General features: G+C 54.7%; 18 protein-coding genes. 7 read left to right on the top strand and 11 right to left on the bottom strand.

Annotation, left to right across the window (positions count from 1 at the left end):
• Window positions 1-3: 3 nt before the first annotated feature.
• Entirely contained in the window at window positions 4-501 is a 498-nt protein-coding gene (locus CPA50_RS18330) for a DnaJ domain-containing protein (protein ID WP_096783987.1), read from the bottom strand.
• 275 nt (window positions 502-776) lie between these two features.
• Between CPA50_RS18330 and CPA50_RS18320 the strand changes: the two genes are divergently transcribed.
• Window positions 777-1,880 (top strand): efflux RND transporter periplasmic adaptor subunit, encoded by a 1,104-nt coding sequence (locus CPA50_RS18320; protein ID WP_096783985.1) that lies wholly within the window; start codon window positions 777-779, stop codon window positions 1,878-1,880.
• Window positions 1,880-4,957: an efflux RND transporter permease subunit gene (locus CPA50_RS18315; protein ID WP_096783984.1), complete on the top strand. Its 3,078-nt coding sequence runs from the start codon at window positions 1,880-1,882 to the stop codon at window positions 4,955-4,957. The genes CPA50_RS18320 and CPA50_RS18315 overlap by 1 nt, the downstream gene beginning before the upstream one ends.
• Before the next feature lie 72 nt (window positions 4,958-5,029).
• Here CPA50_RS18315 and CPA50_RS18310 read toward each other — a convergent pair whose 3' ends face one another.
• Both CPA50_RS18310 and CPA50_RS18305 read right to left on the bottom strand, forming a co-directional pair.
• Window positions 5,030-6,004: a helix-turn-helix domain-containing protein gene (locus tag CPA50_RS18310; protein ID WP_227519721.1), complete on the bottom strand. Its 975-nt coding sequence runs from the start codon at window positions 6,002-6,004 to the stop codon at window positions 5,030-5,032.
• A 151-nt stretch (window positions 6,005-6,155) separates the two neighbouring features.
• Window positions 6,156-7,829, bottom strand: coding sequence for a putative bifunctional diguanylate cyclase/phosphodiesterase (locus tag CPA50_RS18305; protein WP_096783983.1), 1,674 nt, complete (start codon window positions 7,827-7,829; stop codon window positions 6,156-6,158).
• Between the two features lie 290 nt (window positions 7,830-8,119).
• Here CPA50_RS18305 and CPA50_RS18300 point away from each other — a divergent pair, with 290 nt between their 5' ends.
• From CPA50_RS18300 to CPA50_RS18280, 5 genes are all read left to right on the top strand, one after another.
• On the top strand, window positions 8,120-9,733 hold the full coding sequence (locus tag CPA50_RS18300) for a methyl-accepting chemotaxis protein (protein WP_096783982.1): 1,614 nt from the start codon (window positions 8,120-8,122) through the stop codon (window positions 9,731-9,733).
• Window positions 9,734-9,817: 84 nt separating this feature from the next.
• The gene (locus tag CPA50_RS18295) at window positions 9,818-10,132 is read left to right on the top strand and encodes a DUF3301 domain-containing protein (protein WP_096783981.1); all 315 of its coding nucleotides are present in this window, start codon (window positions 9,818-9,820) and stop codon (window positions 10,130-10,132) included.
• 120 nt (window positions 10,133-10,252) lie between these two features.
• Complete coding sequence (locus tag CPA50_RS18290) at window positions 10,253-11,593, top strand: substrate-binding domain-containing protein (RefSeq protein WP_096783980.1); 1,341 nt, start codon at window positions 10,253-10,255, stop codon at window positions 11,591-11,593.
• Between the two features lie 152 nt (window positions 11,594-11,745).
• Window positions 11,746-13,041, top strand: coding sequence for a pyridoxal phosphate-dependent aminotransferase (locus CPA50_RS18285; RefSeq protein WP_096783979.1), 1,296 nt, complete (start codon window positions 11,746-11,748; stop codon window positions 13,039-13,041).
• A gap of 54 nt (window positions 13,042-13,095) precedes the next feature.
• Window positions 13,096-13,920, top strand: coding sequence for an inositol monophosphatase family protein (locus CPA50_RS18280; protein WP_096783978.1), 825 nt, complete (start codon window positions 13,096-13,098; stop codon window positions 13,918-13,920).
• A gap of 415 nt (window positions 13,921-14,335) precedes the next feature.
• Here the strand turns inward: CPA50_RS18280 and slmA are convergent, their stop codons facing one another.
• The 8 genes from slmA to CPA50_RS18240 all read right to left on the bottom strand — a co-directional run bounded on the left by slmA (window position 14,336) and on the right by CPA50_RS18240 (window position 20,424).
• Complete coding sequence (gene slmA, locus CPA50_RS18275) at window positions 14,336-14,923, bottom strand: nucleoid occlusion factor SlmA (RefSeq protein ID WP_096784014.1); 588 nt, start codon at window positions 14,921-14,923, stop codon at window positions 14,336-14,338.
• Between the two features lie 22 nt (window positions 14,924-14,945).
• Complete coding sequence (locus CPA50_RS18270) at window positions 14,946-15,755, bottom strand: thiazole synthase (protein WP_096783977.1); 810 nt, start codon at window positions 15,753-15,755, stop codon at window positions 14,946-14,948.
• 84 nt (window positions 15,756-15,839) lie between these two features.
• Window positions 15,840-16,040 carry a sulfur carrier protein ThiS gene (thiS, locus tag CPA50_RS18265; RefSeq protein WP_096783976.1) on the bottom strand — a complete coding sequence of 67 codons (201 nt, stop codon included), beginning with the start codon at window positions 16,038-16,040 and terminating at the stop codon, window positions 15,840-15,842.
• Window positions 16,041-16,047: 7 nt separating this feature from the next.
• Window positions 16,048-16,437, bottom strand: a complete 390-nt coding sequence (locus CPA50_RS18260; protein ID WP_179397265.1) for a DUF423 domain-containing protein — start codon at window positions 16,435-16,437, stop codon at window positions 16,048-16,050.
• Window positions 16,438-16,465: 28 nt separating this feature from the next.
• Entirely contained in the window at window positions 16,466-17,266 is an 801-nt protein-coding gene (locus CPA50_RS18255) for a symmetrical bis(5'-nucleosyl)-tetraphosphatase (RefSeq protein WP_096783975.1), read from the bottom strand.
• Entirely contained in the window at window positions 17,259-18,062 is an 804-nt protein-coding gene (rsmA, locus tag CPA50_RS18250; RefSeq protein WP_096783974.1) for a 16S rRNA (adenine(1518)-N(6)/adenine(1519)-N(6))-dimethyltransferase RsmA, read from the bottom strand. Before rsmA ends, CPA50_RS18255 begins: the two co-directional genes overlap by 8 nt.
• Window positions 18,059-19,102, bottom strand: coding sequence for a 4-hydroxythreonine-4-phosphate dehydrogenase PdxA (pdxA, locus tag CPA50_RS18245; protein ID WP_096783973.1), 1,044 nt, complete (start codon window positions 19,100-19,102; stop codon window positions 18,059-18,061). The genes rsmA and pdxA overlap by 4 nt, the downstream gene beginning before the upstream one ends.
• Window positions 19,102-20,424, bottom strand: a complete 1,323-nt coding sequence (locus CPA50_RS18240) for a peptidylprolyl isomerase (protein ID WP_096783972.1) — start codon at window positions 20,422-20,424, stop codon at window positions 19,102-19,104. Before CPA50_RS18240 ends, pdxA begins: the two co-directional genes overlap by 1 nt.
• Window positions 20,425-20,472: the final 48 nt, after the last annotated feature.

Below are 20,472 nucleotides of genomic sequence, written 5' to 3'. Positions count from 1 at the left end.
AGCCTACACTCTGGTACGCAGCAAAACACTTTTCGCTTCGTTGATCTTTGCTGCAAGATAATCGCTTCCGCCCCGGTCCGGGTGCATTTTCTGCATCAGCCGACGGTGAGCCATAACAATTTCATCTTTCGAACATGCAGCGGAAACTCCCAGTATTTCGCAGGCCTCACGCTCAGACATAGCGCCACTGCGTGCCTCCCCGGACTGCTCCGCACCAGTTCTGCTTTGACCGCCCGCATCACCACCCGAAAAGAAGCGATTCACTGCCGGCACATACCGGACGATCTCTGGCAACTTACGCAACAATGGAATCAGCGCCGCGACAGCAGCTGTCAGGACATGTACCCGGCCAGTAAGAACCATGAACACCAGCAAAGCGCCACCACCAACAAGAATGGCTTTCCAGGTGGCCGCTTTCTTCTTCTCTGTCGACAATCCACCCCATTGTTTCAGAACCACAAAGACGGCTGCCGCCAAGGCGATGCCCAATATCCACTGCATGGTTGATCCTTTAATGATATAAGGTCGTAATTCTGGCACCGATTGTTGTGACAAGGCCAGCCAGGCTTGCGAGAATGCTAGCTATAAGTACCTACAAACCAGTGACAATTGCCCCCTGAGTTTTGTAGGATGCTATGCTTTGTCCCAGATCAACAATTTCCGCATCCAAACAGTCTGTTATCATGCAATGATCCGGAAGGAAAATACGGTTATCCGTCGTCCCTTCCTGCCCATGGCAAACACCAGACCAGATAGAGATTCCCAGGACCTGAACTATGCGCACTGCTTCCCGCTTCCTGATCGCAATCATTTTCCTTGGCGTAGTGCTTGGCGGCATCTTCGGCTACAAGTTTTACCAGTTTGGCCAGATGAAAGAAATGATGTCACAGCCTCAACCGCCAGCGCAGATATCCGCCACTGAAGCGCAGACCGAAACCTGGACTCCCTCTGTCAAGGCTGTGGGCAGTATCACAGCCGTTAACGGCATTGAGGTAGCCAACGAAGTTCCCGGTGTAATAGAAAGTATTAACTTTGAATCCGGTGACACTGTCAAACAGGGCGACATTCTGATCCGTCTGAACACCGCAATTGACGAGGCCGCCGTGCGCACCCGCCGAGCAGAAGCCCAGCTGGCAGAGCAGGAATTCAAGCGTATCTCCGATCTGCTGCCAAAGCGTGCAGTATCCCAGTCCCAGTATGACGAATCAAAAGCAAACTTCGACGCGGCGCGCGCACGCGTCAACGAAGCTGAAGCCCAACTGAGCAAGAAAATAATCCGTGCCCCGTTTGACGGTACCCTGGGTATTCGAATGGTGGATCAAGGGGAATACATTGCCACCGGCACACCAATCGTTGAAATCAATATGCTCAACCCGATCTACGTGGACTACACCCTGTCAGAGAAGAATCTGCCGAACGTTGCCCGAGGCTACTCTGTCATTGCCACCGTAGCGGCGGTACCCGAGCAGGAATTTGAAGGCAAGGTCAGTGCTATCAACACCTCTGTGAACCCGGAAACCCGGACCGTTCGTATCCGCGCCACGCTGGACAATCCGGAAAGCCTGCTGCGTCCAGGTATGTTTGCAACCATACAGACCAGGCAGCCAGAGGCCGAAGACGTGGTGACCATCCCCCGCACCGCTATTTCCTACAACACTTATGGCGACTTCGTATTTGCCATTGAGGAAAACGATGACGGTGTACTGGTTGTCAATCGTCGCACTATCACTGCAGGCCGGACACGGGATAAGCGGGTTGCAATTCTCTCCGGCCTGGAAGCAGGCGAGAAAGTGGTTTCCAAAGGATTGCTGAGACTCCGGGCCGGCCAGAGGGTCGAGATTCAGGACGACGAAAAGCAGCCGCAGGAGGCATCTGAGTAATGCGATTCACCGACATTTTCATCCATCGTCCCGTACTGGCGACGGTGGTCAGTCTTCTTATCCTGCTGCTCGGCGCCCGGGCCGCAATGGAGATGGAGATCCGGCAATATCCGGAGCTGGAAAGCACCACGGTCACGGTCACAACGGCCTACCCGGGCGCCAGCTCAGATCTGATCAAAGGTTTTATTACCACGCCCCTGCAGCAGGCCATTGCAGAAGCCAGTGGCATTGATTACCTGACATCTACAAGCTCGCAGGGCACGTCGACCATTGAAGCCAAAATGGTACTGAACTACGACGCCAATGCTGCACTGGCCGAGATACAGGCAAAAGTTGCCAGTCAGCGCAACGTTCTGCCTGCCGACGCGCAGGACCCGGTGATCACGTCCACCACCGGTGACTCTACGGCACTGATGTACATTGCCTTCTACAGCTCAGACATGGCTGTTCCGCAGATTACCGATTACCTTACCCGGGTGGTGCAACCCAGACTCCAGGCGCTGGCTGGCGTTGGTAAAGCACAACTGCTCGGCCGCAAGTTTGCCTTGCGCATCTGGCTCGATCCGGAACGCCTGGCCGCCGTTGATATGACACCTCAAGAGGTTGTTGCCAAGCTTCGCGCAAACAACTACCAGGCAGCCGTAGGCAATACCAAAGGCACCTACACTGAAGTCAGCATGACCAGCGATACGGATGTAGCGGATCCGGACGAATTCCGTAATCTTGTGGTCAAGCAGGCCAATGGGACTCAGATCCGGCTCCAGGACATCGCCCGGGTGGAACTGGGGTCAGAAACTTACGATGCATTGGCACTATACAAAGGCCAGCCCGCCACTTACGTGGCGATCGAACTGGCACCAGGCGCCAACCCTCTTACGGTTGCGGGTCTGGTAAAAGGTGACCTTCCGGATATCGAAAGCCAGTTACCGGGTGACCTTAAGGTCCGCCTTGCCTATGACGCATCAGATTTTATTGAGGACTCCATAAACGAGGTTATCCGTACCCTGCTTGAAGCTATGGGTATTGTACTTGTGGTGGTGTTCCTGTGCCTGGGATCCATTCGCGCGTCTATCGTACCCTCTGTTGCGGTTCCGCTGTCGCTGATTGGCGGCGCCTTTTTCATGCATATATTCGGGTTCTCTCTGAACCTGCTGACGCTCTTATCCATGGTTCTGGCCATCGGCCTGGTGGTGGACGATGCCATCATCATGGTAGAAAACGTACACCGGCATATTGAAGAAGGCGAATCGCGGTTTGAGGCAGCCTTGCATGGCGCACGGGAGATGGCTGTGCCGATTATCGCCATGACCACCACCCTGGTTGCAGTCTATGCACCTATCGGGTTTATGGGCGGACTGGTTGGTTCCCTGTTTACCGAGTTCGCTTTCACCCTGGCCGGTACGGTCGTAATTTCGGGTATCGTCGCCCTTACCCTTTCACCCATGCTGTCTGCCAAAGTCCTCAAACCACACGGTAATCCCGGAAAATTCGAGGTCCTGGTAGAGCGCACATTCAACGGTATCTCTTCAGGCTACAAAGCGGCGCTCGGTTCCCTGATGCAAACAAAGTCCGTAGTGGTCTTTTTTGCACTGATCGTACTGGGCTCCATCTACTTCATGGCGATGATGAGCCAGAACGAGTTGGCACCCACCGAAGACCAGGGCATTCTGTTCTATCAGGGTCTGGGGCCACAGACATCTACTCTGGACTATCTTCTGGAACATGGAGAGGAAGTTCAGGAACGCTTGTCCACCGTGCCCGGTTACTCTGAAGACTTCATGATCGTAGGCATTACCGCGCCAAACGCTGTGTTCGGTGGTTTCAAGATGGAGCCCTGGAGCAAACGGGACGTCAGCCAGTTCCAGGCCCAGCCGCAGCTTGACGCCGAGCTCAAGAATGTAACTGGCCTGCAGACAGCAGTATTTCCCAGGCCGTCCTTACCCGGATCCGGTGGCGGTCTGCCGTTCCAGTTTGTGATCACAACAGGTAACAGCTACGAACAACTCGACCAGGTAGCGGATGAATTACTGGGCAAAGCAATGGGCAGCGGCAACTTCATGTTCCTGCAAAAATCCATTAACTTCGATCGTCCAGTGACCCGCATCAACGTCGATCGCGACCGGGTCGCTGATCTCGGGCTTTCCATGCAGGATGTCGGGCAGTCACTGTCCAGCATGCTTGGCGGCGGGTACATTAACCGTTTCAGCATGGAAGGCAGGTCCTATCAGGTAATTCCTCAGGTTGATCAACAGTTCCGGCTGGACGAACAAGCGCTGAACGATTATTACATCCGCACAGGCGAAGGCACGCTTGTCCCTCTGGGCAGCGTTGTAAGCTTTAGCCACGATGTAGAGCCTTCAAACCGCACACAGTTCAACCAGCAGAACTCTCTGACTCTGCAAGGGGTCATCATGCCGGGGATTGCCGCAGGTACGGCTATGGACTTTGTGCAGCAAACCGCAGACGAGGTATTCCCTCAGGGCTTCACCTACGATTACACAGGGCAGAGCCGGCAACTGGCGAATCAGGGCAGCGCACTGGTTGTAACCTTCTTCCTGTCGTTGCTGGTTATCTACCTGGTACTTGCAGCCCAGTTCGAGAGCTGGCGCGATCCGTTTATCATTCTGATTTCGGTACCCATGTCCGTGGCCGGAGCCATGGCGTTCATAGTGCTCGGCTTTGCAACGATGAATATCTATACGCAGGTAGGTCTGATTACTCTGATCGGGGTTGTATCCAAGAACGGAATACTGATCGTGGAGTTTGCCAACCAGCTGCAGAAAGAAAAAGGCTTTGGCAAAGTGGAAGCCGTCATTGAGGCCGCGGCCATTCGTTTAAGGCCGATCATAATGACCTCACTGGCACTGATCTTTGCCATGGTGCCACTACTGCTTGCAGCTGGCCCCGGTGCCGAAAGCCGCTTTGCCATTGGACTGACTATCAGTGCCGGGCTTGGCATAGGCACTTTGTTCACTGTGTTCGTATTGCCCGCGTTCTATATTCTGCTGGCTCGCGATCACAATGAAGAAAAAGAGGTTCAGGCCGCAGCACAAAGCCAGGTATCTACAACCCCCTGACCGGCCAGCAGCAAACAAAAAAGCCGGGCTGACCTTTTGGTTATCCCGGCTTTTTACTGTCTTCATTAAACTCTATACCAGCATTTCGCAGGACAATTCACCCGCTTCTGCCTCAGCTTCATACAGGTGCTGCCGGCGCCGAACTGTCTGACTGGGTAGCTCACCGAAGTGCTCCCGGTAAAGCGCCGCAAAACGGCCCAGATGGGAGAATCCTTCATCTGCAGCATACCGGGAGATATGAGCCTCACTCGCCTGACAATCCACCAGACGACGCCGAACCCGGATGAGGCGTTGGCGCTGGTAAAACCGGTAGGGCGTCATACCTGTATTGTTCTTCATCAGATAATAAAGATTACGTTCGCTGGCACCTGCGTATCTGGCAAGCTCCTCCAGATTAAATTCCCAGCCCGGATTCTGTTCAATTTTTTCAATCGCCCGCCGCAGTCGGCGATCCAAAGGCTGCATTTTCGGAACAACCGCGACCGGGCCGCCAGCCTGAAATCTTGCCAACTGCCCCAAAAGCTCGCGGGTAAGTGCCCTGGCATGAGCGTTATCGAAGTAGAACCTCATGCTTTCAAGGTATTTTTTTATCGGGGGAGACATGGCCGGAAACTGACGGAGAACCCCTGCCCGCAGGGCATCAGGAAACAACTCAAGCGCTGGTTTCAGGACAACAAGCCGGCTGTTTTCTGAAAATCTGAGATCAAACTCATCCCCTGAGCAAACCTGGGTCGGCATGTCCAGTGACTGCCAGCTTCCACCGGAACATGAAACAGACACTTCTCCTGCGGAGGCAAATAGCAGTAACTGCTCCGATGCGCGACAGTGCCCAATTTCCATTTCCTGACCAACGTACAGGCAAATAACCTTACCCGCACTGGTGGTTACCCAGGCCAGCCCGCTCACTGGTTTGCTCACATACCGGGACCTGCACCCGGTAACCGAAAGGCCGGATATCAGCCCAATAATCCGGAGCCACGGTTTACAACACACCCGATCGATACGGACATAAGCGTCCAGATCCTGTTTTGTTAGTGTGTTTGGCATAAGTTCCGTAAATCAAGGATTTGATGCGCGTTACTGTCCGCCAAGCACCGCGCACAATCCCGCAACAATCATTAACGATCCGAAACATCTTAATCCAAACTGCCTGGCCATATGTTGCAAACCATGCGAACACATCCCTCAATTTCAAACATTAATGATATGGATCAAGCATCATCATCCTGATCTGCTCCCAGGGCTGCGGCCGGGCCATTAAAAACCCCTGTCCCCGCTGGCAATCCAGCCCACGAAGCTCCTGATACTGAGCCTGGTTTTCGATGCCTTCAGCCACGACTTCCAGCTCCAGAGCTTCCGCAATACCTAAAATAGCGGACACTATCCGGGAATCACTGTTCTCCGTGCCCAGGCGACGGATAAACTGCCGGTCTATTTTGAGCACCTGTACTGGCAGGTTCTGCAGATACGCCAGCGAAGAGTAACCAGTGCCAAAATCATCGATAGCTATCCCAACACCCTGATCCCGGAATTCCTTGAGCGTTTCCAGACACTGCCTGGTAAGGTGCATGATATGGGTTTCAGTGATCTCGATTTCCAGCTGCCAGCCCAGTTCCTGAATACGCTTGAACAGCGGGCCGATAACCAGGCCCAGCCGGGCATCCGTGATTTGACGGGCCGAAATGTTAATCGCCAGCCGGAACTCACTCCGCTCCGGGGGGAACGCCAGAAGGTCTGCCAGTATCCCGCGTACCAGATACTGTGTCATTTCATGAATCAGGCCCCGGCGTTCTGCCAGCGGAACAAAGTCGGCAGGCGATACCGGGCCGAAATCCGGATGATCCCAGCGCAACAGAGCTTCCATGCCCACAGCCTGCCCTGAGCGGAGATCATATTGAGGCTGATACACCACACGAAACTCATCTGGTGAGGTTTTCAGTGATGTTACCAGAGCCTCAGAGAGGCGCTGTTCAAGACGCCCCTGCGCATCATCTGCCTCGCTGTATATACGGTAGCAGGCCCGCCCAGCCAGCTTTGCTGCATACATGGCCCTATCGGCTTTCTGCAGAAGCTCCGTACCACTTTTCCCATGTATGGGGAAAACCGCCGCCCCTACCGAAGCCGAGAGAAAATACTCCCGCTGGCCAACAATCACTGGAGCACGGAAAGCCTGAATCATGCGCTGACAGACCTCCTTCAACTCCTCCATGCCTTGCAGTTCTACAATAACCGCAAACTCGTCACCTGACAGCCGTGCAACCACATCAACCTTGCCAACCACGCTCTGAATACACATGGCAGCCTGTTTCAGCACACCATCGCCACACTCATGCCCATGCAGATCATTGATCGACTTGAAAAAATCCAGATCAATAAACAAAACAGAAAAGCAGGCACCATCAAGAGAATGCTGACTGACCCGGGCTTTCAGAAACTCCTGAAATAAAGAGCGATTGGGTAGCTCCGTAAGGGGGTCGTAATAGGCGAGTGATGCCAGACGCTCATCCACACCGGTTCGTTCGCCCATATCCATAAACATGCCGACATAGGCCTGTCGCCCTTCAAGATTCATAGGGTAAATGCTGAGCCATTGCGGGTAGACCTCTCCGCTTTTTTTCCGGTTCCAGATCAACCCTTCCCAGCGTCCCTCGCTGCTCAATGTCTGCCACATGGCCTGGTAGAATTCCGGTGCATGCAGCCCGGAACTCAGAATCGAGGGTGGCTGGCCCACCACCTCATCCTGCCCATAGCCGGTCACTGAACGAAACATGCAGTTTACGTAGGTAATCCTGGACTCTTTGGTGACCAACATGATGGCGCGAGGGTATTGCTCCACCAAAGCTCTGAAATCTTGCTGCTGCTCAAACTGCATCTAGTGCCCCACTCCTCATAGTCCAGCCCGCACCCCACGGGCTACGCACTATCAGCATAGAAGGAAACCAACCACTATCTGTCCATGCTACGCAAAAGCAGGTCTCCGGGATGGCATGATAATTAAAAATGAACCTATATTCATCTTTTGCATTTTATGGATATCCCCAAGGTAAATTTCATCGCAGACTGGTCAACATCAGATTCATTGATGTGCCTCCACAGGCACAGAGCCCGGCCAGAAGGCAGGCTTCGCACTATATAAAAGCAATAAAAAAGGCGACTTACCGAATGCGCAGAAATGAACCTGTCACCCGGAATGAGCGCACCTATCCGGGTGATCTGAATCTTATTACCACTACAGACCTGGATGGCCGGATTACCGCAGCCAATGAGGCGTTCTCGGAGGTTTCCGGCTATACCGCCGATGAGCTGATAGGCCAGCACCATAACGTTATACGACACCCCGACATGCCACCGGGAGCCTTTGGCGACCTGTGGCAAACCATACAAAATGGTGACTCATGGCGCGGGATTGTAAAAAACCGGTGTAAAAATGGTGACCACTACTGGGTGGACGCGTTTGTAACGCCAATATTTAGTCAAGGCCGGATTGTTGAGTATCAGTCTGTCCGTGTACTCCCAGATCGCGCCCAGATCAAGCGGGCGGAATTGGCTTACGCTGCCTGGAATCAAGGCAATGTTCCCCGGCGCTTTCTTGCCATCAGTCCAGCTCTGCCATGGAAGCTGCTCTGCCTGTACGGAGTGCTGGCGACCGGGCTCCTGGCTCTTGGCCTGACGGCACTGCCCGCCTCAAGCCTGGCGTTTCTTCAACTGCTGTTACTGGCAGTTTTTCTGATTCTGCATTGGCTGACACGCCCCATGGTCCGGAGCGCAAGGGCCGCCTGTCACGGCGCTCATCCGGCTATGCCATGGATCTATACCGGTCGCCGTGATGAAAGCGCATGGATTGAGTTCGACCGGCAAAAACGTGACGCGACTCTGCGCGCGGTTTCAGCCCGTATGCACACCAATGTCGGGCAACTGCACGGAAACAAACAGCGTGCGATTGAGTGGGTATCGCATTCAGTCTCCAGCATTCGCAGTCAACGCGAGGATATCCATAGCATTACCCAGGCATTTGACGAACTCGCGCGCAGCGTCAGAAGTGTCAGTGAGCTGACAAACAGAACCCATGACGCGACCATAGACGCCAGTAAATCGGCCGTTCACTGCCAGCAGCAGATGCAGATAATGAACGACAATCTGTCGAACCTGCAAAACCAGCTCTCCGCAGCCAACGAGCGAATAACTGCTCTGTCAGAAAAAAGTGACACGATCGGGCTGGTACTCGACGTGATTTCCGATATTGCCAAGCAAACCAATCTGCTGGCGCTCAACGCGGCTATTGAAGCTGCACGGGCCGGCGATGCGGGGCGTGGTTTCGCCGTCGTTGCGGATGAAGTCCGCGGACTGGCCCAGCGTACCCATGAATCCACGCAAAAAATTGAGGAAATTATCGACGCTTTACAAAGCGAAACCCATAACGTCGTGGAGGTTATTGATCGTGGCGCCAGCGCCTGCAAGCAAACCACCTTCATGGGCAGCGAGGCCAGCAAGGCACTCACGTCTACCCTGAAGGACATTGACATTATTACCAGCTGCACCCATGAAGTGACCGGGGCTACGGAAGAGCAGTCTGCTCTCAGCCTGCAGGTACAGCAACAAGTAAGTCGACTGCTTACATTGGGTGATGAGTCTGTCCGCAGCAGCGAAAGCGCCAGACAGGAATCCGAGGATCTGGGAAGCAGTGTGGATCAGGCGCAACTGCTCACCAGTCACTTCCTGACAATGCTTTCCGGCCGGTTGCCAGCCGTTCGGGCCAAATCGCGGGCAAAGCCATAGCGATTCCCCGAACTCTCACAATAGGGTAGTCTGGCGCTCTGACCTGATATTTCTTTCGGAAGATTGCGCCATCGTGTTTTTATCATGACTCTGGGAACGCTGTTCTGGCTGTTTGTTGCAGCCTTTGTCGTCTGGTACTGGTGGCGCGCCAAGGCCATCAAAGACTCTGTACTCCAGGCAGCCCACCGCTACTGCAAGACCATGGACGTCATGCTGCTGGATGACGCTATTTATCTGCGAGGCATCTGGCTTAAACGCGACGACCAGGGACAGATCCGCGTCTGGCGCCGGTTCATGTTCGACTTCACATCCACAGGTGAAGAACGCTATAGCGGACGGGTCATCATGCTTGGCCCTCGTATACTGCATATAGAACTGGAACCGCACCGCTTTTCCTGATCTGCCAGGATAGTACCCCTCCCCGGGAATTCCGGAAAAGCCCCTCATCCAACTGTCACACTCCTGTAATAATTTTGTCTCATTCTCCAAGCTTCCAGTCGTTTGCTTCCATGAGGATTTATGACCAAAAGATATCGCCCTTTCAGGACTCTCAGGAGTGCCCTGCCGGGACTGCTCGGTTTGCTTATCTGTGCGACACCTGGCCATGCCGAAGAAATGGAAATACACGGTTCAAACACTATTGGTGCAAAACTGGCTCCCATGCTGGTGGAAGGCTTCCTCCATCACCGTGGTAACAACCCTGTGCAAACCCGGGGCAATGGAAAAGAAAACGAGACGATTGTCACTGGCCACCGGTCCGGGGAACCCTTTCAGATCCTGGTGGCAAGTCATGGTTCCAGTACCGGCTTCACGGCACTGGCCGCCGGAAATGCCGATGTATGGGCATCTTCCCGCGCAGTTAAATCCACAGAAGTACAGAAAATGCTGGAGAGGGCCGACCTGAAAAACCCCGACAGTGAGCACGTGATTGCCATTGATGGCCTTGCAGTGCTGGTTCATCCATCAAACCGGATCAATCAACTGAGTATTGATACCCTGGCGAGAATATTCTCCGGCGAAATCACCAACTGGTCAGAAGTCGGCGGCAAACCTCAGGCAATCAGCCTCTATGCCCGGGATGACCGCTCCGGAACCTGGGATACCTTCAAGAGCCTGGTATTGGGAAAACAGCACCCGCTGCACCCCTCTGCCAAACGCTACGAATCGAACGATCAACTCTCTGATGACGTCAGCGCAGACCCTGGAGGTATTGGTTTTTCCGGGCTGGCTTCGGTAAGAAACAGCAAAGTGCTGGCAATTTCAGATGGCGAGGCTCCGGCACTGAAACCTTCGAAGCTAACTGTCGCGAGTGAAGACTATCCGCTCTCCAGACGCCTGTTCATGTACACTCCGGGCGACTCCACAACAGACCTGGCGAAAGATTTCCTTACATTCGTGCTCGCCGAAGAAGGCCAGGCCATTGTGTCCGGATCAGGTTTTGTTTCCCAGACACCTCTCGCCGTCAAGCCGGATTTTGACGACACCACCCCAGTCTCATTCAGGCGACTGACACAAAACTACGAACGGCTGACGGTCAACTTCCGGTTTTCGGAGGGACACACCGGGCTGGACAACAAAGCACAAAGAGATCTTCAGCGGGTAGCGGCTTACCTCCGCCAGGAAAACCTCAGCGCTGGTGACCTGCTACTGATCGGTTTCGCCGACCAGCAAAGCAATGAACTGCGGGCGCAGATGATCTCGGAACTGCGAGCACTCGCGGTTCGCAAGGAACTTGCTCAGTCCGGTGTCCAAAACGTTCCTTACACCGGCTACGGTCACTATATGCAGGTGGGCACGGCCGGCGGTACTACCGGCCAACAACGCAACGGACGGGTTGAAGTCTGGGTAAGGACTCACTGAGAGCACACGGGACTCGTCCAGGCGCTCATACCGCCCCGGACGAGTGGCCACAACAGAGCTTTGCTTCGGCAATCACCTATCCGCATAGCACACAAAAAAATGTTTGGGTTTCCTATACTGTCCCGGCCACTCTCAACCAACAGACCGAGACAATGGACATCCATAACGACCAACGCTTTGCAATCAACCTGAACGTTCGCGGCATTCAGCCCTCTGCCACCTTGCGCATTAACGAATTAAGCAATCAGCTTAAATCTGAGGGCAAGGACATTATCAAACTCGGGCTGGGTCAGTCGCCCTTTCCTGTTCCTGAACGTGTCGTAGATGCGCTTAAAGAACACGCTCACGAAAAGGACTACCTGCCGGTCAAAGGTCTTAAAGGCCTGCGTGAATCCATTGCCGGATATATCAACCGTAGTGAGCGCATGCGCTGCACCTGGGACGATGTGCTGATCGGGCCAGGCTCTAAAGAGCTACTGTTTATTCTGCAACTGGCCTACTACGGCGACTTGCTGATCCCACGCCCAAGCTGGGTATCCTACGCTCCCCAGGCCCGCATTATTGGCCGTTCAGTACACTGGCTGCCGACCCATGCTGAGAACAACTGGCAGCTGACCGCCGAAGAGCTGGACATTATTTGCCGGGATGACGTTTCGCGCCCGCGCATTCTGATCCTCAACTACCCGTCCAACCCTACCGGTTGCACATACACCGACGACCAGCTTCTGGCCATTGCCAACGTGGCCCGAAAATACAAACTGATTCTGCTTTCTGATGAAATTTACGGGGAAGTTCACTTCGAAGGAAAACACAAGTCCATTGCACGTTACTACCCGGAAGGTACCATCATCAGCACTGGCCTGAGTAAATGGGCAGGGGCTGGCGGCTGGCGCCTGGGTACCTTCATCTTCCCGAAAGAGTTGCGCCCCTTGCAGGACGCCATGGCCATCATCGCCAGCGAAACCTACACCGCTACCAGTGCTCCGATTCAGCATGCAGCGATCACCGCCTTTGACGGCGGCGATGACATAGACGAGTACCTCAAGCAATCCCGCCGTGTGCTTAAAGTGATTGGTGAATACATGCACCGGCGCCTGAGCGAGATGGGGGCAGTTGTGCAAAAGCCGGAAGGCGCATTTTATCTGTTCCCCGATTTCTCCGGCTTCCGCGACCAGCTCGTAAGAAAGGACATCAAAACCAGCCAGGCATTCTGCCAGTCATTGCTTGAAAACACGGGGGTTGCCATCCTGCCTGCCAGCGACTTCGGTTTCGCCCCGGACCACCTGGGTGCTCGTCTGGCCTTCGTGGATTTCGACGGTGCGGAATCCCTGCAGCTGGCCGGCGGAGATTATGCCGACCAGGAACTGGGCGATGAATTTGTCGGGAAAGCCGGCCCTCGACTGGTTAAAGCCATGGACAAGATGGAGGCGTGGCTGAACAGCCTGTGACCCGGCCATGCTAGACTGGCGCCCTCACTCTTCAGAGATTCATACGGGGGCGCCATGTCTGATTCTGTTTCCCTGCGGGACATTACCGGTTTCGCAGAAGATCTGGCCCGGGAGGCCGGAGAACTGATTCGCCAGGAACGTGACAACAATATCCTGCGCACCGACTACAAACACCAGACCGAGCTGGTTACCCACGCCGACGTCATGGCCGATGAGTTCATCACCGGTGCCATCCGCAAACGCTTTCCGGACCACCGCATCCTGTCCGAAGAAACCATGCCGGATCTCAGCCAGGCCGAAAATCTCGAAACACCGCTGTGGATCGTTGACCCTATCGATGGCACTGTCAATTATGCCTACGGCCACCCACAGGTAGCCGTATCTATCGCCTATGCTGAAAACGGGCGCGTTCAGGCTGGCGTGGTACACGCGCCTTTCCCGGGCGAAACCTTCCGCGCCACAAAGGGCTGCGGTGCGACACTCAATGGCAACCCCGTCCAGCACAGCGGTGCTACAGTTCCACGGGACTCTCTCTTTGCCACCGGCTTCCCCTACACCAAAGACAATCTGGCCCCTCTGGTGAACCGTCTGGATGCCATGATTCATCAATGCCGAGACCTGCGGCGAATCGGTTCGGCTGCATTGGATATCTGTTGGGTAGCCTGCGGGCGACTGGACATCTACTACGAAAACGTCAGCCCCTGGGATTTCGCCGCCGCCCGCCTGATAGCCCTGGAAGCTGGCGCCACAGCGGGCCACTTCGGTGAAGTTCCGGAGGGTTACCCCGCAGATCTCTGGGGACGGGACATCCTGATTTCAGCGCCGGCAATCTGGGAACCTGTTCGCCAGATTCTTCGGTCTGCTTCTGGGTATGAGTGAGCTAGGGGGGGGCCTCCGGTAGCCTGCTAATTTTGGTGCGGGCGGTTGGTGGGGTCGGTCTGCACAGAACCGCTACGAGCACATCCATGTGCGCTTGTTTCCGGCCATCCTTGGCCTCCAACATTCTGTGCAAACCGACCCCACCAACCTCTATCAAATAACCCAGATATATCGGGTTTCTTTTCGTCTTTCTCTAAAGTGCCTTTAGCTGCTGAGACCTGAAGAAGGTCACGCAACTCTCTCTAAGGTTTCGCATTGGTTCGATTGAGCAGTCAGGAAGGCCCTGTCCCGGAATGTCGGAGGCCATGGATGGCCGCAGTCAAGCGCACACGGACGTGCTTGTAGCGGTTCCGGGGCAGGGCCTTCCTGACTGCGCCACCCCAAAACCAGCAGGCTACTGGAAGAAAACTCGGAGTCAGTCCCAAAGAGCCTCAGCAACCAATCCCCAGCTCTCGTCAAAGTCGACTGAAGGCGCTCGAGTAAAGGATGAGCGGACAAACCGCTGAATCCGACCTTCCATGAACACCAGAACAAAATCCGCACCCCGTGTAGCACTGGTGCGTGGCCGCAAGCCCTGTCGAATTTCGCCTTCTTTCAGGGTTTGCCGCACCTGGGTTTCAAGACGCTCAAAAAACTGGGAGGCACGCTTTCGCAAAGCCTCATTTTCACCAATCAACGCATCACCGGTGAGAACACAACATAAGCCCGGGTTGCGCTCAGCAAACACAAGCACCAGATGCATCAACTGCTGCAGGCGAACCCGCACATCCTCGTGTTCCTGCAGGATCAACTGACACCGGGAAAACACCGCATCTTCTGCAAACTCCAGAAGTGCTTCAAACATTTTCCGCTTACTGGGAAAATGCCGGTAAAGTGCCGCTTCTGTCACACCAACAGATCTGGCGAGAACCGAGGTAGTGATTCTGGCGCCCGGCTCCTCTTCCAAAAGCGCCAGAAGGGCATGGAGAATCGCCTCCCGGCGACTGGGTTTCTGATCGGTCATGGCCATACTGCAGCGCTCATAATCAGAAGAAGGTGCCATCAAGGGGCGAAGATGCGCTCGCGTAGAGCTTTTTGGGCATACGTCCGGCGAGGTAGGCTTCACGGCCAGCTTCGATAGCCAGGCGCATGGCATTGGCCATCCTGATCGGGTCTTTTGCCTGTGCAATGGCAGTGTTCATCAGAACACCATCGCACCCCAGTTCCATAGCGATGGTAGCATCGGAGGCAGTGCCAACGCCGGCGTCTACCAGCACGGGAACCTTGGCATTCTCTACAATCAAACGGATGTTGTAGCGGTTCTGGATGCCAAGGCCGGAGCCAATGGGAGCGCCCAGAGGCATGATCGCGATACAGCCCATTTCCTCAAGCCGCATCGCCAGCAACGGATCATCTGAACAGTAAACCATGACCTTGAAGCCGTCTTTGATCAGCTCTTCAGCCGCCGCCAGAGTCTCCGGCATGTTCGGGTACAGGGTCTTGTGCTCACCCAACACTTCCAGCTTGACCAGATCACGGCCATCGAGCAGCTCCCGCGCCAGTTTACAGGTACGTACAGCGTCTTTGGCCGTGTAGCAGCCTGCTGTGTTCGGCAGGATGGTGTATGTGTCCGGGGAGATAACGTCCAGAAGATTGGGCTCATCCGGATTTTGCCCCAGGTTGGTACGGCGAACCGCCACAGTCACAATTTCAGCGCCGCTCATTTCAATTGCGCGGCCGGTTTCCATCAGGTCACGGTATTTGCCGGTACCTACCAGTAAGCGTGACTGGTAGCTACGTCCGGCGATTTCAAGAGGCTTGTCTTCGGGCAACTGGATCTCTGGCGTGTCGGTCATAGTGTTTCCGGGTTGGTAAAACCTAATAATGAATATTTTTGAAGATGGATGCGGTGGTCGGGTTTCCGTTCGGCCATTGCGGGATTATCCGCCGCCGATCGCGTGAACAACCTCAACCCGATCACCATTACTCAGTGCAAGTTCGGTATGCTGACTGCGGGGCACTATGTCTTCATTCACTTCTACTGCCAACCGTTTGCCTGTGAGAGCCATTTTTTCAACCAGAGCCGCAACTGTCGTGCCTTCCTGGAGATCCATGGTTTCACCATTTACCTGAACCTGCATATCGTTCTTAACCTCTGTGTTTATCCGCGTGCTGGCGTGCGCCAGCTGTCAGCAACAATGCCCAGCCAATCATAAAACATACCCCACCCAGAGGCGTAACCGGGCCGACCCAGCGTATATCTGTCAGCACCAGCGTATACAGGCTGCCACTGAACAGCAGAATGCCCGCCAGGAAAAATCCCCCGGCCCACCCCAGCAAACGCCGTGAGAGTCTGAATCCGGACAGCAGAGCAACCAGTACGAGCGCAATGGAGTGATACATCTGATAGGTGACGGCAGTCTGAAAGACTTCCAGGCTACGATCGCTCACAAGATTGCGCAGCCCGTGAGCGCCAAATGCTCCAGCCATGACCGCTGTAAGTGCGAAGAAAGCGCCCATCACTATGGGCAGGCGCATAAGGCCAGAGCTCCGGGGCTCTACCGGTTCAGCAGTCACAATGGATCTTTTCTCCGCTATCCAGATTCATCATCGTGAGCGCTCCGCCCCAGACACAGCCGGTATCCAGCGCAATAAAGCGGTCGATGCCGGTCTTGCCTTCAATTGCCGCCCAATGCCCGAAAATAACACGCAGATCATCAGGGCGGGAAAATTCAAACCAGGGAGCAAAGCCTTCAGGTGCGCTGCCAAAAGATTCTTTGGCGGTCAGTTCAAGCCTGCCGTCTGTGGCAATAAAACGCATACGGGTAAAGTAGTTGGTGATTACCCTCCAGCGATCCATACCACTGAGTTTTTCATCCCAGCGCTCCGGTTTGTTGCCGTACATATGCGCAAAGTACTCCGGGGCCTGCTCGCCGCGAATGACGTTTTCCACTTCCCGGGCACTGGCCAGAGCCTGCTCAACATTCCAGATATGAGGCACTCCGGCATGAGCCATCATCAGGTTCCGCTCTGCGTCGTGGACACACAAGTTCTGCTGGCGCAGCCAGTTCACCAGTTTGTCGCGATCCGGAGCGTTCAGTATTTCTGCGAGCGTATCCTTACGCTTCAGGGCGTGTCCGCCAAGGACCACAGCCAACAGATGCAGATCGTGATTCCCCAGAACCACCACAGCAGAATTACCCAGGCTTTCAATGTAGCGGAGGGTCTCCAGGGATGACGGCCCCCGGTTAATCAGATCACCCGCTACCCACAACCGGTCCCGGGAAGGTGAAAAATCCACCTTGCCAAGAACGTCCTTGAGGCGATCATAACAACCCTGAATATCGCCTATGGCAAAGTCAGTCATGACGATCTTCACCAGCCAGAAAGTCCGCGATGCTCACGTAGTCCGCCAGGCTGAGATTCTCCGGCCGCAGGCCGTCGTTGATCCCCAATGCCTGAAGCTGGTCAACACTGACCATTCCTCCCAGCGCCTTGCGCAGGGTTTTGCGACGAGCATTAAATGCGGTTCTTACTACTGCCTGCAGGGTGCCGAGATCCTTTGCCGGATACGGGAGTTCGGTATGAGGCACCAGTCGCACAATAGCGGAATCCACTTTCGGAGCCGGCCGGAACGCATCAGGGCCTACTTCAAACAAGGGCTGAACCTTGCAAAAGTACTGGGTCATTATACCCAGGCGGCCATAATTGTTATCACCGGGAACCGCTGCCATACGCTGCACCACTTCTTTCTGCAGCATGAAATGCATGTCCTGCACCACACCTGTCTGTGATAGCAGGTGAAAAATCAGAGGGGTGGAAATGTTATAGGGCAAGTTACCGATAATACGAAGCGGCTTCCCGTCTGTCAGCTGACGGAAATCAAACTTGAGCGCGTCGGCTTCGTGGATACGAAATTCAGGATAGTTAAAAAATTTGGTGCGTAAAACAGGTATCAGGTCACGGTCCAGTTCCACTACCTGAAGTTTCGGATTGACGGCCAGGATCTCCTCCGTGATCGCGCCAAGCCCAGGGCCGATTTCTACAATGGCATCGTCAGGTTTCGGGTGGATGGAGCGGACAATGCGCTCAATCACGCCTGGATCATGAAGGAAGTTCTGACCAAACCGTTTCCTGGCTTGATGGCCGGCTTTTTTGCTCACACAGATTTCTCTTTTTGGGGGGCTTTGCAATTATCGGGTGCTTTTCGACCAGCAGCTTTAAGGGAACCGGCCATCTGCTCGCCCACTCGAATAGCGGTATGCAGACTGCCGGCATCTGCCTTGCCGGTGCCGGCAAGATCCAGAGCCGTGCCGTGATCCACCGATGTGCGGACAATGGGCAGGCCCAGGGTGATGTTTACAGCACGACCAAAGCCCTGAAACTTGAGGACCGGCAACCCCTGATCATGATACATGGCCAGAGCGGCATCGGCATCGTTCAGCCAGTGAGGAGTAAACAGGGTGTCCGCAGGCAAGGGCCCGATCAGCTGTATACCTCCGGCACGAAGTTTCTCAAGCGTCGGTTCAATGATTTCAATTTCTTCCCGGCCAAGATGGCCGCCTTCCCCGGCGTGAGGGTTGAGACCAGCCACAAGAATTCTTGGCTGATCAATCCCGAAAAAAGTCTGCAGGTCGGCATGCAGGATTCTGACAACCTGAGTAAGCCTTTCAGGCGTAATCGCCGCGGGCACGTCCTTGAGGGGTAAGTGAGTCGTTACCAACGCAACCCTTAACTCCTCGGTAGCGAGCATCATGACTACCCGCTCCACACCACAGAGCTCCTGAAGAAACTCCGTGTGGCCACTGAACTCGATACCGGCATCGTTGATAACGCCTTTATGGACCGGCGCCGTGACCATGCCATCAAAGTCACCGTCCAGGCAGCCTCTGGCAGCAACCCTCAGGGTTTCCAGAACATAGCGGCTGTTGGCAATATCCAGCCTGCCCGCCTGAAAAGAGGTGCAACCCTCAACATGCAGTACCGAAAGCGCACCCTCATTCTTTTCCGGTGCCATGCCCGGCTTCCATGAATGCAGGCTCACGTTGAGACCCAACAATCTGGCGCGCTCCTCCAGCATATCCCGGCTGGCGATCACCACCACACCGGTATCGCGCTTTCCGGCAGCATACTGGAGGCACAACTCAGGACCTATGCCTGCGGGTTCCCCGGCAGTCAGCGCGAGAACAATCTCACCACTCATTATTCTGCGGATTCCTGTGCATACTTACCTTTGAACTCAACAAAGGCTTCATCCCGGATTTCCCGGAGCCAGTTCTGCAGTTCGGTCTCGAACTTGCGCCGGTATATTGCCTGGCGGGCCTCTGCCTCTTTTACATCGCTACTGATATCTTTCTGGCGGCGCTCCTCAACCTGAAGAATGTGCCAGCCAAACTGGGAACGGAACGGCCCTTTGAACTCGCCTACATCTGCCTCCTGCATGGCCTGCTCAAATGCCGGCACCATCTGGCCCGGGCTAACCCAGCCAAGATTGCCGCCATCAGAGCCGGATACCGGATCATCCGAATACTCCCGCGCCAGCACGGCAAAATCAGCGCCGCCCTCAAGTTGCTGAAAGAGCTCACGGATCCGGGCCTCAGCCTCTGCATCCGTTACCGCTTCAGACGGCCTGATCAGAATATGGCGTACACGGTTCTGCTGAATAACCTGTTCCTGGGACCCTCCACGCTTGTCCATCACCATCACCAGATGGAAACCACTGTTGTTCTCCAGAACCTCTGAAGGCTGGCCAACTTCAAGTTCCGGAACAACCGGTGCAACCAGTGAAGGTAACTGGCGTTCGCTTCGCCACCCCATATCACCGCCTTCAAGGGCGTTGCTGGCATCAGATTCGGCAACCGCCACTTCGCGGAAATCACGACCGTTCAGAATAGCAGCACGGAGTTTTTCCGCTTTTTCGCGGGTAGCGTCTACTGACGCATCATCGGCAGGATTTTCCAGTTCAATAAAGATATAGGCAAGCCGGTATTCCGCATCGCTGCCTCCGCCTGACTCCAGCGCCGACAGATAGTTCTCGACCTCACGCTCCGTAACACGCACACGGTTACCTACCTGTCGTTGCTGCACGCGGGCGGTGATCATTTCCTGGCGTATCTGTTCTCTGGCCTGACGATAGCTCACACCTTCAACAGCAAGCTGATCTTCAAATTCGGGCAGACTCAGACCGTTACGTTCTGCAATGTTAGCCAGGGTTTCATTCAGCTCATTATCACTGATCCGCATTCCCATTTTATCCGCCATCTGCAGCTGGACAGATTCGGTGATCAGTTGCTCCAGAACACGTTCTTCAAGAAGGCGACGTGATGGCAGGCCAGTGCCCTGAGCGTTGAGCCGCCCGATAATGGTGTTAACCCTTGCGTCCAGTTCACTCTGGAGGATTACATCATCATCAACAATGGCAACCACCTGATCGAGCAGTTTCCTCTCGGCCTGAGCCGAAAAAGAAAGCGCCACTGCTGACAGCATCAGCAGTATTTGTAAGCCTTGGCGAATCGTCGCCTTCATAATCACCTCTTAATAAAAATAGTAGCCCTTGGACAGAGTACCTATATG

The organism is Marinobacter sp. ANT_B65 (assembly GCF_002407605.1).
GTDB lineage: Bacteria > Pseudomonadota > Gammaproteobacteria > Pseudomonadales > Oleiphilaceae > Marinobacter.
Note: the sequence above shows the minus strand (reverse complement) of the source record. Positions and strands in the feature narration are given on the sequence as shown.